A 13919-nucleotide genomic window follows, 5' to 3' on the forward strand; every position below is an offset into this window, starting at 1 on the left:
GTGTCAATTTACATTTCCGTCCTCAAAGTAAACAAAAAAAAAGGAGAACCGAAAGATTCTCCTTTATGTAATAGTCTATTTTTTCCTACTTTGCGTCTTTTGCTTCCATATCGCCCTCGATATACAATCTTACCATCTCAGTTTTGGCATTGGTACGCAGGGTGATTGACTTCTTGAAGTGTCCTGGATATTTACCCGTTCCGTTATAAGTCACCTTGATTGTGCCTTTTTTGCCCGGCATGATCGGTTCTTTCGTATATTCGGGTACGGTACATCCGCAAGAAGCTACTGCCTGGTGAATTACCAAAGGAGCATCACCTATATTAGTGAAGGTAAACGTGCAACTGACCACCGGACTGTTTTCTGAAAACTTACCGAAATCGTGAGTTGTCTTGTCAAACTTGATGTCCGCATTTGTTTGCGCAAATGCAAAACTTACACCCATAACTAATAAGGTCATTAAAAAAAGTATCTTTTTCATTTTTCCTTCTCTTTATTGATTACAAGTGCCAAAGGTAATGCTTTTTCCCCTAAAATATACTCTATGGAGTGCGAAATAGTATTAAACGCTCCGTTTTTGCTATTTGGTGAGTTGGAATCCCAACATCATTCCGTCATAGTTGTCGGCCAGTGAACTGACTGTTTTCAGTGCGGTGCTGTTGCTCTTGCTGCCGATAAAAGCCATCAGTTTCAGCAACTTGTCCGAGTTGAACAGTAGTTCCAGTGAGTTGGAAGTGCAATTCACTTTTGCGTGCAGGTTCAGCAATTTCAGGTATTTCAAGTCTACCTGTTTGGTAGAAGCATTGTAGGAGTAAGTACCATTCAGTTTCTTTTTTCCTACGGTACTGGTGAAAGTACTGTCGGCATTAAAGGTAAAGCTCATCTGGCCTTCCTTGATACCGATTTTGCTCAACTGTTCGTTCAGTTTGTTTTCCGCCATGGTAGCTGCGGCAGCTCCGCCCGCTTTCATCAACAGGTTGTCCGATTCGAACTCGACGGCTGAACCTTGATAACTCCATGTTCCGGTCATGTCGATAGACGCTGTATTGCCGGTAATGGCGTTCACCACTTTTGAAATGTTGTCCTTGTTCAACAAGTCCGCCCATGATTGCGCGTGGCTGTCAGTAGCCGTCAGCATGAATGCTGCCATAAAGGCAAGTGATAAAAAAATCTTTTTCATTTTCATTCTCTTTTTCATTGATTGATACTCTTGTTTATGTTTTCTATGTAGTCAAGTATTTCTTTACGTCCTGTACGGTCTTCCGAAGAAGAAATGAAATAAGGCGGGAGTTCTTCCCATTGCTTTCTTAATTCGCGCAGATATGAATTGATATTCATTTTCAGGCGTCCGCCCTTGAGCTTGTCCGCCTTGGTGAAGATGATGGCGAAAGGAATACCGTTTTCGCCCAGCCATTCCATAAATTCCAGGTCTATCTTTTGCGGTTCGAGACGGCTGTCTATCAGGACAAACAGGTTTGTCATCTGCTCCCGTTCCAGAATGTAGTCTTCGATGATGGTACGTATCTGATCTTTGCCTTTCTGGCCGCGTCGGGCATAGCCATATCCCGGAAGGTCGACAATATACCAGTTCTTATTAATCAGAAAGTGATTGATAAGCATCGTCTTTCCCGGTGTGGCGGAAGTCATAGCCAACCCCTTACGGTTGGTCAGCATATTGATAAGGCTGGACTTGCCCACGTTGGAACGGCCGATAAAGGCATATTCGGGGAAAATACCTGCCGGACATTTCTTCACGTCCGTGTTACTAATCACAAATTCTGCACTTGATATTTCCATATTCTTGTCATTTATTTCTTCGTTCTATTATTTATAATAAACTCGTTCATCGTTTATAATAAACTATCGCGTCGTTTATAATAAACTCTACCATTATTTATTATAAACGCTGGAGTACTTGTTTTCATGGTACTTTCAGCGTTTTCTCTTTTCGAGACATTATTATTAATCCTGCAAAGGTAAGTGTTCCATTTAATATTAGCAATTCATAACCGAATTTATATCCGGTTTCTTTGGCTATCCACCAGTCCAGGGCATAGCAGAGCAAGGGAGAGGCGATGGCTATGAAAGGCACCCGGCGGTCGTTGGTCTGCCTGCGGGTAAACAGTCCGAAAGCAAACATTCCGAGCAGCGGCCCGTATGTATAGGAAGCGATGATGTAGATAGCATCAATTACACTTTTATTATTCAGCATTTCGACCAGACAAATGAAGAAAGCAAGTAGAATCGAAAGCGATAAATGCACCTTGTTCCTTTTACGGCGGGCTACTTCTTCGGTATCCTTTTCAGTGTCGAGCAAATCGACGCATACGCTTGTCGTCATGGCTGTCAGGGCGGAGTCCGAATTGCTGAAAGCAGCCGCAATGATTCCGATTGTAAAGAGTATCAGGACGGATTGTCCCAAATAACCTTGTGTAGCGAACATCGGCAGAATATCATCGTTCATGGCAGGTAGTTCCAGGTGCATCTGTCCGGCCAGTGTTATCAGCAGGATTCCCAGACACAGGAAAAGAAAGTTCAGCGGGATGAATGAGAATCCGTAACAATACATATTCTTTTGCGCTTCGCGCAGGTTGCGGCAGGAAAGATTCTTCTGCATCATGTCCTGGTCAAGTCCCGTCATCACAATCACGATAAAGATGCCACTAAAGAATTGCTTGAAGAAGTTTTGCCGGGATACCCAGTCATCGAGTACGAAAATCCGGCTGTATTCACTGCTCTGAATAGTCCGGACAATACCGCTGAAATTCAAGTCCAATTTCTGAATTGTGAAATAAATGATGAAAATCAGCGCGGCAATCAAGCAGAAAGTCTGCAAGGTATCTGTCCATACAATGGTTTTTATTCCGCTTTTATGAGTGTATATCCATACCAGTGCCACCGAACCGACGGCAATCGCCCAGAAAGGAACATGCATCTCTTGAAATACATAAGTATGGAGAATCAGGCAGACCAGATAGAGCTTTGCGGCCGTTCCCAGCATACGCGATAATAGAAAGAAAAAAGAACCCGTGCGATAGGCTCGTGTTCCGATGCGTGTGCCGAGATAGCCGTATATGCTTGTCAGATTGAGCTTATAATATAAAGGAAGCAGCACATGCGCCACTACCATATATCCGAAAAAGAATCCGGATACCGTTTGCATGTAAGTCATATCCATCCCGCGTACCATGCCCGGCACAGAGACGAAAGTAACTCCGGAAATGGAAGCGCCGATCATTCCGAAAGAGACTACATACCAGGGCGATTTGTTCTCTCCCTTGAAGAATGCTGCGTTCGAACCGCCTTTGCGTCCGGTGATACGGGCTATTAATAATAATACCGCAAAGTAACCTATAATAGTAATAAGTATCATCATAACGGCTGCAAAGGTAGTATTTTTTGCAGGTATTAAAACAATAATCTGTATCTTTGCGCCAAAATATCGATAGAATAGCAATTATTATCTATGAACCAACAATATCCTTCCGTACTGCTTGAAAAGGCAGTCGGCGAATTTTCAAAACTTCCGGGCATCGGGCGTAAGACGGCTATGCGGCTTGTCCTGCATCTGCTCCGCCAGGACACGGCTACCGTGGAAGCGTTCGGAAGTTCCATCATCACCCTGAAACGTGAGGTGAAATATTGCAAAGTCTGCCATAATATATCCGATACCGAAACTTGCCAGATTTGCGCGAATCCGCAACGGGACGCGTCTACTGTTTGTGTCGTGGAAAATATCCGTGACGTGATGGCGGTAGAAGCAACCCAGCAATACAGGGGGCTGTATCATGTCCTGGGCGGCGTCATTTCTCCGATGGATGGGGTAGGGCCGAGCGACCTGCAAATAGAGAGTCTCGTACAACGGGTATCCGAAGGGGGCATCAAGGAAGTAATCCTAGCCTTGAGCACTACCATGGAAGGGGATACCACGAACTTTTATATCTACCGCAAACTGGATAAACTGGGAGTCAAACTGAGTGTAATCGCGCGCGGTATATCCGTTGGCGACGAACTGGAATATGCCGATGAGGTGACTTTGGGACGCAGCATCGTGAACCGTACCGTTTTCACCGGAACTATATAATCAAATAAACTTTAGAATTAAGAACATTAGAATTTAAAACTTTAGAATTAAGAACGAACATGGAAGAACAGATAAAACGCGCTGTCAGAAACTTGAATATCAGTTATGTTCTCTTTTGGGTGCTCCCTGCGTTTCTGCTTGGGGCAGGAGAGTTTGAACTTATTCCTGTAGGAATCCTTGAAGGGAACGTGCAGGCTACTTATTACTTTGAAACGGCCGGTATCCTGCTGACGGCCTTGTGCATACCTCTTTCCCTGAAACTATTCAGCCTTGTACTGAAAAAGAAGATAGACCACATGACCATTACCCTTGCGCTGAAACGTTATGTGCAGATGAGCATCGTCCGGTTGGGAATACTTGAAATTGCCGTCGTCGTAAATCTCCTGTGCTATTACCTGACGTTGAGCAGCACGGGCAACCTTTGTATGCTCATTGGGCTGACAGCTTCCCTTTTCTGTCTGCCGGGCGAGAAAAAACTGCGTAGCGAACTTCACATCACCAAAGAAAAAGACGAATGAGACAATCTTTCTTGATGAACGACCGTGTCTATCTTCGTGCGGTAGAACCGGAAGATATGGATATTATGTACGAGATGGAAAATGACCCTTCCATGTGGGACATCAGTAACTTTACAGTTCCTTATTCCCGCTACGTGCTGCGCCAGTATATCGAGGGTTCGCAATGTGATGTGTTTGCGGACAAGCAGTTGCGCCTGATGATTGCCGGCAAGTCCGACCATCGTATACTTGGCACGATTGATATTACGGATTTTGTCCCTCTCCATTCACGCGGAGAAGTGGGAATTGCCATTCATAAAGACTACCGCGGACAAGGATATGCCGCCGATGCATTGAAATTACTTTGTGAGTATGCGTTTGATTTCCTGTCTTTCAATCAGCTTTACGCACACGTGGCAGTAGACAACGAAGTCTGCATGAAGCTGTTCACCTCTTGTGGCTTCATCCAATGCGGATTATTAAAGAACTGGCTGCAAGTAGAGGGTCGCTATAAAGACGCGGCACTCCTTCAGTGTTTGAATCCTAAGAAATAAGAAATGAAGCAATCAGTTGAGAGTAGGCACTTGCGGGAAACGTGACCACGTTTCATACTTGCTGCCTAACTTCTCCAGTGCTTCCCGCCACATGTCTTTGGTGTTATCCTTCATCAGGTAAGATTTCCCTTCCTCGGAAACCAGCCATGTGTTCTCTTTAATCTCATTGTGCAACTGTTCGTTTTCCCAACCGGAATACCCCAGAAAAAAGCGGATACATTCACTTATTTTATTCCCCTGCAATATGTATTTCTTTATTGCGTCAAAGTCTCCATTCAGATAAAGACCTTTGCTGATAGAAATAGAACCGGGAATTTCCGCTAATGTATGGAGATAAAACAATGTATCAGTGGCGACAGGCCCACCTTTATATAAAGGTATCTCATCGAGATACTTGAATTCCATGATAATATCATTGAGTAGAAGCGGCAATTGCTTGTTGATAATCAGTCCCATACTTCCTTCTTCCGTATGATCGACCAGTAATATCACAGACCTGCCGAATGTCGCGTCACGTAAAAAAGGTTCGGATATTAAAATCTTTCCTCTTGACGGAAGCACATTATTCGATTGAATCTTAAATATATCAAGGTCTATATTCATGCCACTAAAGTAATAAAAAAAACGGAATAACAATCGTTCTTTCCGTTTTTTTTCATTTTAAGTGTAGCTTTTATGAATATCTTCTGCCAAACGATTAGCCTGCCGGATGATTTTCCGCAAATAGTTTCATCCTTTCGTCAAGCTGCGCGTATTGATGGTCTTTAATAAAAGAGGTACATGCACGCAGACCTTCCTGATGGCTTCCTGTGGTAACTAACGAGATGGCGCTTACACCATAATACATTAATTCCTTAGCCAATTCACCGCTGGTCATCCCCGGATACCCGATGGTAAAATAAAATCCGTCCGCAATGGGGTCGCCCAAATCGTTGTCATATACCAGATGGAATCCGTGACGAAGGAAAATCTCTTTTAGCTTTTTCGCTCTTTCACCATATATCTTCACTTCGTCGAGGAAATTGTATTGTCCCTCATTGGCAGCTTTCAGCATGGCGGCCATGGCGAACTGTGCGGAATGGCTTGTACCGGAAGAAAGCGCATAAAGCACGCGGTGAATGAAAACAGTACCGAATGTACCGCCGCCATAACGCTTGGTCAGCCCCGGATAACTCCGATGATACAGCTTGTCTGAAATACAGCTCACACCGATACGCTGTCCGGCATAACTGAATGCCTTTGAACCTGAAATCAGCAATACATAATTATCGGTATAATGGGCAACCGACGGTTGGAACGGTGCTTGATACGGCTTGCTCAAATTCTGGCGGAAATCCATCGCGAAGTATGCCAAATCTTCCAGAACGATGACATCATACTGTGTAGCCAACTCACCGATGATTCTCAATTCTTCATCTTTCAGGCAAATCCAACTGGGATTATTCGGATTTGAATAGATAATCGCCGATATATTTCCTTTTTTCAGGTAACTTTCCAGTTTCTCTCTCAGTTTTTCGCCCCGATAGTCGTATACGTCAAACGTCTCATATTTTTGCCCCATCACTACCAACTGCTGCTTCTGCACCGGAAATCCCGGATCGATAAACAGAATCGTATCTTTCTTTTCATCGCATTGGCTGCAAGTGAGGAAAGAAGCGAATGTTCCCTGCATGGAACCTGTCACGGGTACACATCCTTCCGGACTCAAGTCTACATTAATAAATGCCTTGATAAAGTTGGAAGCCTCCTTTTTTAGTTCCGGCAACCCGTTAATGTCAGGATATAAACTGGCGATACCCTTCTGCAATGCCTCAATTTCCGCTTTTACACCTACGGCGGACGGCGGAAGTCCCGGAACACCCATTTCCATCTTGATAAATTCAACTCCCGATGCTGCTTCCGCTTTAGAAGCAATAGCTTTTACTTCCCGGATGGTAGCTTTGGAAAAATCGACAATTTGAAACTCATTGATGGTTTCATCAATCAGATGTCGCTCAATTGGTGTATTTTTCATTCTATTTTCTATTTTATGTAATAGCTGCAAATGTACACGATAATTCTTAATAAAACCACTTTTTCAGAAAAAAGATACGAAAGCTATTGCAGGTTTCAAAAAAATATCTACCTTTGCAACCGCAATCGAGAGAGATGCGATTAAAAAGAAATTCTGGTGCGTTAGTTCAGTTGGTTAGAATACATGCCTGTCACGCATGGGGTCACGGGTTCGAGTCCCGTACGCACCGCTTCTTAAAGGAAATAAAAACAAGAAACCGCCTGACTCATAGTGAATCAGGCGGTTTCTTTTATAACTGAACAGTCCTGTTTTTTTATTCCTTCTTACCGTCATATCCCCACTTCAAATAAATAGCTCCCCAGGCAAACCCTGCTCCGAACGCCGTAAGGATCACATTGTCTCCCTTTTTGAATTTGTCCTCGAAATCCCACATGCAAAGCGGGAGTGTCCCGGCACTTGTGTTACCGTAACGCTCGATATTAACCATTACTTTTTCTGATGGTATTTCCAGACGTTGGGTCACGGCAGTGATGATTCGTTGGTTGGCTTGATGGGGAATCACCCAGTCGATATCTTCCTTGTTCAAATGGTTTCTTTCGATTACGGCTTCGCAGGCGTCAGACATATTGGCTACCGCATACTTGAATACGGTACGTCCTTCCTGATAGATATAATGCATTTGATTATCCAATGTATAATAAGAAGGGGCGCATACCGAACCACCGGCTTTTATATGCAAGAACGGCAAGCCTTTGCCGTCTGTTCTCAGCACGGCATCCATGATACCCAAATCCTCAGTGGTAGGCTCTAACATGACAGCCGCCCCGCCGTCACCAAAAATCGGGCAAGTGGCCCGATCCGTATAATTGATGATGGACGACATCTTTTCAGCCCCTACGACCACCACTTTCTTATAATTTCCCGAACGGATGAAATTCGCCCCCGTCTCCAACGCATACAGGAAACCGCTGCACACGGCCTGCATATCAAAAGCGAAAGCATTTCTCAATCCCAGCCTGTCACATAGAAGAGAAGCAGTCGAAGGAAAGCGGTAGTCAGGCGTAGTAGTAGCGACAATAATCAGGTCAATATCATCCGGATTCGTTTGCGTGCGTTGAATCAATTGCTTCACCGCTTTGCGCGCTATATATGAAGTGCCGAGTCCTTCTTCTTTCAGGATATGCCTTTCCTTGATTCCGATGCGTCCCATAATCCAATCGTCGGTGGTATCAACCATTTTGGAAATCTCATCATTAGTCAAGATATAATCGGGTACATATCCGCCAACTCCTGTAATTACTGCGTTTATTTTATCCATCGGTTCTATTTTATCTAGCTGTTTTTTTGAATAAGGTAGTTTATAGAAATGCTAAATGCGGGCGCAAATATATAGAAAAGAGACTGAAATACAATAAACGTCTAGTAAACAGTTTCCTTTTTAATTAATAAAAAGGAATATTAGACCAAATTTTAGCAAAATATTTGGTCGCATTTTTTTATTTGCCCGAAAGAATTGCGTCTGACGCTTCTTCCTGCCTTGATACTTTTTCTTTGGAGTTTTCCACTTGGTTATCAGTAAAATGTAAAAAGGCGGGAGACAACGTATGCTGTTCCCCCGCCTTTTGTAACTAGGATGTCCGGCTAGATTTGTGAATACTCTTTTCTCGCGTCAAAGCAAGGACAAGCCTTGTGGACATCCGCGCTCAACTGATAATGCCCTACAATCCGCGCTTCGGGATAAAGCCCTTTCAATTCGCCCAATACCCGCCGGAGCGTCTCTTTTTGTAAAGGAGTCCTTGTGTCGGCAGGCTTTCCCGATTCATCCAGTCCGCCTTCATAGCAGATGGCCAAACTATGTAAGTTGAATCCCAGCGCATGAGCTCCGATCTCACTCATCGGGCGGGTGTGGTGGAGCACCCCATCCTTTGTCACATAAAAATGATACCCGATACATTTGAACCCCCGTTTCAGGTGGCATTGGAGCAATTGCTCCTCTGTGAAGGGAATAGTTACCCGTGTAGCACTGCAATGCACGACGATATACTGAATGCTGCGCGGGACATATTCTTCCTTCAATGAAAACTCTTTCAGCTCTTTCATAATGATACTGTCGATTTCCGTATGCTTAAATTTGAGCCATACAAGAGGTTACTCCCAGGGCGGATACGATAGAAGTGGCTACTGTGATAATAACTTGCAGGATTTGTTTCCAGATTGACTTTTTCATGATTTTTTTATTTTAGATAGTGAATAATGATACGTGATGAATAAAGAATGAGACTGACCGGTTGCCGTTATGCGGCCGGATCCGGCGTTTCGCCATCGTTGCCGTCGTCCGGATTCGGATCAGGAATTTCGGTATCACCACCGGCGTCTTCCTCTTTCCCCGGTTTGATTAAGGTGTACTTCATCGCCTTGCACATATCCGTAAGCATAGCTCCCGGATGGAAACGGACACGCGATATCTTGATGCAAGTGGCAGCCTTGAACTTCTCCGCCGTTTCGGTTGCGTTACTGGTGGCAATCGTTATACGGAAACTTCCCATATCACCCAAGAGAACAATATTACCCAACGCCAACTGATTCTTCATTTCCAACAAAAACTCAGTGATACAACCCTTCAGCTCACCGATGGAAAAGGAAGAGCGCTCTGAGATACGACTGATAATCTCGTCCGTATCCACCTTGCGGTTACTACGTGCCATCGCGTAAAACTTAGCAGGTTCTTGTGGTTTCAACGGATTTCTGCGCTCCACCACTACATACTTCTGTGCCATACTTCTTTCTTTTTTAATTAATAATGAATACTTGAAACTTACTACTTGAAAAACATATTCCTGTAATCGATTACACTGCAAAGATACCACATCGGAAAAGGGGAGTGAACGCCAGTGAACGACACTGGACGATGGTTATTATTTTTGACTGAATGCTTGCTGATATACGGAGAAAAGACTACCTTTATAGCATTAATAACAAAACAATCCGGTTAAAATGGAAGAAGTCAGATTTTGCGTGAGATGCTATGATAAGATAGAATTGGCGAGGATGTATTTCCCGAATTTGAGTAACCCCGTATCCGTTGCGAAACTTCGCCGCTGGATGCGTAACTGTATGCCTTTGATGGAAGAATTGACGGCGGGAGATTTTCATCCGAAACTGAAGATGTTCAGTGCACGGGAAGTCCGCCTTATCGTCCGTTATCTGGGAGAGCCGGACGGCTATCTCCTCATGCATGAGCATATGGATGCGGAATGACCGCTCCTTTATGTGGAAACGGCCGCTCTTTTTGATAGAAAGGAGCGGTCGTTTTGCTGTAAATATACGGTCGTTTGCATGAAAACGACCGCTTGGTTGGGAACAATCAGGCGGTTGTATTCTTTTTCATCCACTCTATTCCGGGTACGTAGTCTTCCAGTTTTGTCATGCTCGGATCATGTCTGAAGTAAAGCTCCTTAGTCGTTCCGTTGCGGTGTTTGACAACATCTATCACGCCTAGTCCTTCGGTGGGATATGAACTCTTGCGGTCAGTCTCACGGCCGGAAAGGGCGGGGCGCGAAAGCATCAGCACCAAGTCCGCGTCCTGTTCGATAGCTCCACTTTCGCGTAGGTCGCTCAGGCTGGGACGATTGTCGGGACGCCCTTCCACGTTGCGGTTCAACTGGCTGAGAAGTATCACGGGGATATTCAGCTCTTTTGCCACCATCTTGGCTTTACGGCTTGCCTGGGCTACTTCTTGCTCACGGTTGCGGTTGTTCTGGTCACTTTTCATGTCACACAGTTGCAGGTAGTCGATGATGACGGCGTCGCATTGCCCTTTGCTGTGCAGCAGTTTTGCGGAAGAGCGTACATAATCCATGCTCACTGACGGATTATCGTCAATGTGGATGGGCAGGCGTGACAACTCTATGGATGCTTCGTGTATCTGCTGTACCTCGTCGGGAGTAAGCTGTCCGCTGCGGAGATGTGCGGGATTGACCCTCGGAGCGGCAGCCAGTAACCAGCGGTCGCCCAGTCGTTCACCTTGCATCTCCAGGCTATATACGGCGATATGGTATCCGGCAAGGGCGGCGGCGCGTGCCATGTGCAGGGCGACGGCCGTTTTGCCTACCGAGGGACGGGCGGCGAAAACTATCTCGTCACCGTTCTGCCAGCCGCACGTCAGACTGTCGAGGTCGGCAAATCCGGTCGGTATCCCCGTGACGCCATTCTTGTTGGAAGCAATGCGGACTTCTATCTGCCTGACGGTATCTTCCATAAGCTGCACCATGGAACGGAGATGTTCGGCATTGCCGCATTCTTTCTCCAACCGGTCGAGCAGGGCATGGGTGTCTGCCAACGTATCATCTATGTCGGTTGATTCATCAGCCGCCAGTGCCAGGAGTTTGTGGAATCCCAGAATCGCTTCACGGCGGATATATTTCTGTTTCAGTATCCGGGCATGGTATTCCAGATGGGCACTGGACACTACACGGGAGCTGACGCGTACTATTGTGTAAGCCCCGCCTACGAACTCAAGTTTGCCGCGTTGCGCCAGTTCCTCTTTGGCGGTAATGATGTCTATTGCCTTTCCGGCACGATACATGCTCTGCAAGGCGGAATAAATCTCACGGTTTACCTCATTGTAAAATACTTCCGGTCGCAATATGTCGGCAACCAGTGTGATAGCTTTGCTTTCCAGCAGGCAGGCGCCGAGTACGACTTCCTCGAGCTCGGCATCCTGCGGGTTTAAAATTTCACTCATTTTCTTTTCTTAATAATCATATTCATTCATGAACGCCTTGTCCGACAGATACGTGCTTGCCTGCATACAGTACTTCGTATCTTTCAGGTTGTCATAATATTCATCAATATTCTTCAGGCTGAGACTCCGTTCGCGGGCGGACAGTTTCTTCCATTCACGGCGCGCGCGCCCGATATTGCGCTTGGGTGTGCGGGTCACCTCATGATACTTCTCCCAAAATGCCTCAAAAGTCATCCCGTCCGCTTCTTCGCGGGCATTCTCCCGGCGTTTCTGTCCGACTAACATATCGTAATCGGGAATACGTATGTGAGTGATATACGGGTTGCTTAATCTCTCGATAATACCCTCTTCGTACATCTTATTGAAGAAATACCGTGTACGGCTGCGTTTCCATCCGAACAATTTCGCCCAATGAGTGAGCGACATCACGGATTCGCCGCGATGGCACTCGAACGTGTGATTGTGTATGCAACACGTCGTGGTGCTGTAATTGACATGGGTCAATACCAGGATAAAGGCATCGAAACTTCCCGTTGCGCCTTTGGTCGCCTTCATCTGCTCCTCGAATAATACTTTAGGGAAGAGGAGATATCCCTTTTTTAGCATTTCTGCTGTTGGTTTGCTCATAATTTATATTATTTATGAATGTTATATGACAGTGTCCCGCCCGTTTGGCACGTTTTTTTTGAACCGCCTGAACCGACCACTTCCATTTTCTCTCAAATGCCCTGTTGAAGGGGGAGAGCGTTGCTGCTGTAAATTCACTTCGGCCCCCTTTTCGTCCCTTAATATATATAGTAAAGAAAGAATGTATTAAAATACATTATATTTTTCCCTCGCCTGGCATCGTCTTTTCTTCGCGTATCATTGTCCGCAATCTTTAATTCTCCGCAAAAGTAAGCCTTATTGCGCTGTAGGGAAAAACCGAGTTTTTGATGCCGGTAATTTAAAAGTGCGGTTAGTATGAATATTTTTAAAAGAAAATCTAATTATTTAAACAATCTTCTCTATATTTGCATACGTAAATAGATTTTATATGACCTTGTCGCCGATTGACTGGCAGCGAAGTAGAAGTATGTATGTATAACTAAAACTTATAATTTTGAAAGAATCAAAAACAGTAAAGGAACGTTTACAATTAAAACGGGAACAACTCATTCACCAAAACGAGAAATTGGAACAAATGAAGCGCACAATACAAAACACGGAAGAAGAGGTAACGCAATTGGAATACCTTCAAAGCGAGATGGAACATCTGGAGAAGGCAAATCGTGAAGCACGGGAGATTGCCTACGATAAAGTGAGGGACGCTTTTGCTTGTTTCTCCCGGATGTTCGATTATCTGCATCGCCGCTTGCATCAGACTTTTAAATATAAACTGGCATGTGAGGTTATATGCTCCCGTTATAAATTCAGGAGCCGGTCGCACTCTCCCGGGCAGAAATACCTCAGTTTTGCCACCGTGCTGGCCTACTTCAAACGCGAAAGAGGAATGGTAAATGCGTGACATTAAAAATATTGAATATAATGATAATAACATGAAAAACAAATGTTTTAGGAACAGAAGTGACTATATTGATATTTTTTCCTTATTTTTGTATGTCCATTTTTGAATGATATGATACAGATAATACAATTAAAAGGAAAAGACAAACACTTGTATCGGCTTTTGGCACCGATGGTTATGGATCCTGAAGTAATACGCGCCAATAATAATTACCCTTTCAAAACAAGCGAAGAGTATGTGTGGTTCATTGCGCTGAGAGAAAGGGAAGTGGTGGGATTCATTCCGGTGGAGCAGAAGAACCGGAAGAAAGCTGTAATCAATAATTATTATGTGAAGGCGGAAGGCGCCGAACGGGAGGAAATACTGTCTCTTCTGTTGCCTGCCGTCACAGCGGAATTCGAACCGGAAAGCTGGTTGCTCAATTCAATCACACTGATACAAGACAAAGAGATATTCGAGAAGTTTGAATTTACATCCCTGGACAAGAAATGGACACGGTATGTTAAAATGTATAGATGA

At 44.7% G+C, this 13919-nt stretch carries 18 protein-coding genes and 1 tRNA gene; 7 read left to right on the forward strand and 12 right to left on the reverse strand.

The genetic code is table 11. From position 1 onward, the window contains the following. Positions 1 to 85: 85 nt before the first annotated feature. From BQ7997_RS07285 to BQ7997_RS07300, 4 genes are all read right to left on the reverse strand, one after another. Positions 86 to 481 carry a DUF1573 domain-containing protein gene (locus tag BQ7997_RS07285; RefSeq protein WP_022139787.1) on the reverse strand — a complete coding sequence of 132 codons (396 nt, stop codon included), beginning with the start codon at positions 479 to 481 and terminating at the stop codon, positions 86 to 88. 99 nt (positions 482 to 580) lie between these two features. Beyond that, positions 581 to 1180 carry a DUF4923 family protein gene (locus BQ7997_RS07290; RefSeq protein WP_073346423.1) on the reverse strand — a complete coding sequence of 200 codons (600 nt, stop codon included), beginning with the start codon at positions 1178 to 1180 and terminating at the stop codon, positions 581 to 583. Positions 1181 to 1194: 14 nt separating this feature from the next. Beyond that, positions 1195 to 1797: a ribosome biogenesis GTP-binding protein YihA/YsxC gene (yihA, locus tag BQ7997_RS07295; protein ID WP_022139785.1), complete on the reverse strand. Its 603-nt coding sequence runs from the start codon at positions 1795 to 1797 to the stop codon at positions 1195 to 1197. 124 nt (positions 1798 to 1921) lie between these two features. Then, on the reverse strand, positions 1922 to 3376 hold the full coding sequence (locus BQ7997_RS07300; RefSeq protein WP_073345045.1) for a sodium:solute symporter: 1455 nt from the start codon (positions 3374 to 3376) through the stop codon (positions 1922 to 1924). A 90-nt stretch (positions 3377 to 3466) separates the two neighbouring features. On the opposite strand from BQ7997_RS07300, the gene recR reads away from it, so the two are divergent. From recR to BQ7997_RS07315, 3 genes are read left to right on the forward strand one after another with little or no spacing between them, the layout of a single operon-like run. Continuing rightward, positions 3467 to 4084 (forward strand): recombination mediator RecR, encoded by a 618-nt coding sequence (recR, locus tag BQ7997_RS07305; RefSeq protein ID WP_022139783.1) that lies wholly within the window; start codon positions 3467 to 3469, stop codon positions 4082 to 4084. A gap of 59 nt (positions 4085 to 4143) precedes the next feature. Continuing rightward, positions 4144 to 4602 (forward strand): hypothetical protein, encoded by a 459-nt coding sequence (locus BQ7997_RS07310; protein WP_073345047.1) that lies wholly within the window; start codon positions 4144 to 4146, stop codon positions 4600 to 4602. Continuing rightward, positions 4599 to 5135 carry a GNAT family N-acetyltransferase gene (locus BQ7997_RS07315; RefSeq protein ID WP_044654032.1) on the forward strand — a complete coding sequence of 179 codons (537 nt, stop codon included), beginning with the start codon at positions 4599 to 4601 and terminating at the stop codon, positions 5133 to 5135. The genes BQ7997_RS07310 and BQ7997_RS07315 overlap by 4 nt, the downstream gene beginning before the upstream one ends. A gap of 12 nt (positions 5136 to 5147) precedes the next feature. Here the strand turns inward: BQ7997_RS07315 and BQ7997_RS07320 are convergent, their stop codons facing one another. Further along, the gene (locus BQ7997_RS07320; RefSeq protein ID WP_073346425.1) at positions 5148 to 5738 is read right to left on the reverse strand and encodes a YqgE/AlgH family protein; all 591 of its coding nucleotides are present in this window, start codon (positions 5736 to 5738) and stop codon (positions 5148 to 5150) included. Positions 5739 to 5832: 94 nt separating this feature from the next. Next, positions 5833 to 7149, reverse strand: coding sequence for a pyridoxal phosphate-dependent aminotransferase (locus tag BQ7997_RS07325; RefSeq protein WP_073345050.1), 1317 nt, complete (start codon positions 7147 to 7149; stop codon positions 5833 to 5835). Between the two features lie 155 nt (positions 7150 to 7304). On the opposite strand from BQ7997_RS07325, the gene BQ7997_RS07330 reads away from it, so the two are divergent. Then, a tRNA-Asp gene (locus BQ7997_RS07330) sits at positions 7305 to 7378 on the forward strand. An 84-nt stretch (positions 7379 to 7462) separates the two neighbouring features. On the opposite strand, the gene BQ7997_RS07335 is transcribed toward BQ7997_RS07330, so the two are convergent. The 4 genes from BQ7997_RS07335 to BQ7997_RS07345 all read right to left on the reverse strand — a co-directional run bounded on the left by BQ7997_RS07335 (position 7463) and on the right by BQ7997_RS07345 (position 9926). Further along, complete coding sequence (locus tag BQ7997_RS07335; RefSeq protein WP_073345052.1) at positions 7463 to 8467, reverse strand: beta-ketoacyl-ACP synthase III; 1005 nt, start codon at positions 8465 to 8467, stop codon at positions 7463 to 7465. A 323-nt stretch (positions 8468 to 8790) separates the two neighbouring features. Next, on the reverse strand, positions 8791 to 9249 hold the full coding sequence (locus BQ7997_RS07340; protein WP_073345055.1) for an N-acetylmuramoyl-L-alanine amidase: 459 nt from the start codon (positions 9247 to 9249) through the stop codon (positions 8791 to 8793). 25 nt (positions 9250 to 9274) lie between these two features. After that, positions 9275 to 9376 carry a smalltalk protein gene (locus BQ7997_RS25465; RefSeq protein ID WP_159436750.1) on the reverse strand — a complete coding sequence of 34 codons (102 nt, stop codon included), beginning with the start codon at positions 9374 to 9376 and terminating at the stop codon, positions 9275 to 9277. Positions 9377 to 9443: 67 nt separating this feature from the next. Beyond that, positions 9444 to 9926, reverse strand: coding sequence for an HU family DNA-binding protein (locus BQ7997_RS07345; protein ID WP_073345057.1), 483 nt, complete (start codon positions 9924 to 9926; stop codon positions 9444 to 9446). Between the two features lie 217 nt (positions 9927 to 10143). On the opposite strand from BQ7997_RS07345, the gene BQ7997_RS07350 reads away from it, so the two are divergent. Then, complete coding sequence (locus tag BQ7997_RS07350) at positions 10144 to 10407, forward strand: DUF4248 domain-containing protein (protein ID WP_022139774.1); 264 nt, start codon at positions 10144 to 10146, stop codon at positions 10405 to 10407. Between the two features lie 106 nt (positions 10408 to 10513). On the opposite strand, the gene dnaB is transcribed toward BQ7997_RS07350, so the two are convergent. Further along, on the reverse strand, positions 10514 to 11893 hold the full coding sequence (dnaB, locus tag BQ7997_RS07355) for a replicative DNA helicase (RefSeq protein WP_073345060.1): 1380 nt from the start codon (positions 11891 to 11893) through the stop codon (positions 10514 to 10516). A 9-nt stretch (positions 11894 to 11902) separates the two neighbouring features. Next, positions 11903 to 12520, reverse strand: coding sequence for a hypothetical protein (locus BQ7997_RS07360; RefSeq protein WP_073345062.1), 618 nt, complete (start codon positions 12518 to 12520; stop codon positions 11903 to 11905). 472 nt (positions 12521 to 12992) lie between these two features. Between BQ7997_RS07360 and BQ7997_RS07365 the strand changes: the two genes are divergently transcribed. Next, positions 12993 to 13400, forward strand: a complete 408-nt coding sequence (locus BQ7997_RS07365; RefSeq protein ID WP_073345065.1) for a hypothetical protein — start codon at positions 12993 to 12995, stop codon at positions 13398 to 13400. A gap of 111 nt (positions 13401 to 13511) precedes the next feature. After that, positions 13512 to 13919, forward strand: coding sequence for a hypothetical protein (locus BQ7997_RS07370; RefSeq protein WP_044653825.1), 408 nt, complete (start codon positions 13512 to 13514; stop codon positions 13917 to 13919).

Origin of the sequence: Bacteroides congonensis (assembly GCF_900130125.1) — a bacterium.
In the GTDB taxonomy this organism is placed as follows: Bacteria; Bacteroidota; Bacteroidia; order Bacteroidales; family Bacteroidaceae; genus Bacteroides; species Bacteroides congonensis.

Bases quoted from the DNA above. Each gene is read 5' to 3' on its own strand.
- BQ7997_RS07285 (WP_022139787.1), bottom strand. From the start codon at position 481: ATGAAAAAGATACTTTTTTTAATGACCTTATTAGTTATGGGTGTAAGT.
- BQ7997_RS07290 (WP_073346423.1), bottom strand. From the start codon at position 1,180: ATGAAAAAGATTTTTTTATCACTTGCCTTTATGGCAGCATTCATGCTG.
- yihA (WP_022139785.1), bottom strand. From the start codon at position 1,797: ATGGAAATATCAAGTGCAGAATTTGTGATTAGTAACACGGACGTGAAG.
- BQ7997_RS07300 (WP_073345045.1), bottom strand. From the start codon at position 3,376: ATGATGATACTTATTACTATTATAGGTTACTTTGCGGTATTATTATTA.
- recR (WP_022139783.1), top strand. From the start codon at position 3,467: ATGAACCAACAATATCCTTCCGTACTGCTTGAAAAGGCAGTCGGCGAA.
- BQ7997_RS07310 (WP_073345047.1), top strand. From the start codon at position 4,144: ATGGAAGAACAGATAAAACGCGCTGTCAGAAACTTGAATATCAGTTAT.
- BQ7997_RS07315 (WP_044654032.1), top strand. From the start codon at position 4,599: ATGAGACAATCTTTCTTGATGAACGACCGTGTCTATCTTCGTGCGGTA.
- BQ7997_RS07320 (WP_073346425.1), bottom strand. From the start codon at position 5,738: ATGAATATAGACCTTGATATATTTAAGATTCAATCGAATAATGTGCTT.
- BQ7997_RS07325 (WP_073345050.1), bottom strand. From the start codon at position 7,149: ATGAAAAATACACCAATTGAGCGACATCTGATTGATGAAACCATCAAT.
- BQ7997_RS07335 (WP_073345052.1), bottom strand. From the start codon at position 8,467: ATGGATAAAATAAACGCAGTAATTACAGGAGTTGGCGGATATGTACCC.
- BQ7997_RS07340 (WP_073345055.1), bottom strand. From the start codon at position 9,249: ATGAAAGAGCTGAAAGAGTTTTCATTGAAGGAAGAATATGTCCCGCGC.
- BQ7997_RS25465 (WP_159436750.1), bottom strand. From the start codon at position 9,376: ATGAAAAAGTCAATCTGGAAACAAATCCTGCAAGTTATTATCACAGTA.
- BQ7997_RS07345 (WP_073345057.1), bottom strand. From the start codon at position 9,926: ATGGCACAGAAGTATGTAGTGGTGGAGCGCAGAAATCCGTTGAAACCA.
- BQ7997_RS07350 (WP_022139774.1), top strand. From the start codon at position 10,144: ATGGAAGAAGTCAGATTTTGCGTGAGATGCTATGATAAGATAGAATTG.
- dnaB (WP_073345060.1), bottom strand. From the start codon at position 11,893: ATGAGTGAAATTTTAAACCCGCAGGATGCCGAGCTCGAGGAAGTCGTA.
- BQ7997_RS07360 (WP_073345062.1), bottom strand. From the start codon at position 12,520: ATGAGCAAACCAACAGCAGAAATGCTAAAAAAGGGATATCTCCTCTTC.
- BQ7997_RS07370 (WP_044653825.1), top strand. From the start codon at position 13,512: ATGATACAGATAATACAATTAAAAGGAAAAGACAAACACTTGTATCGG.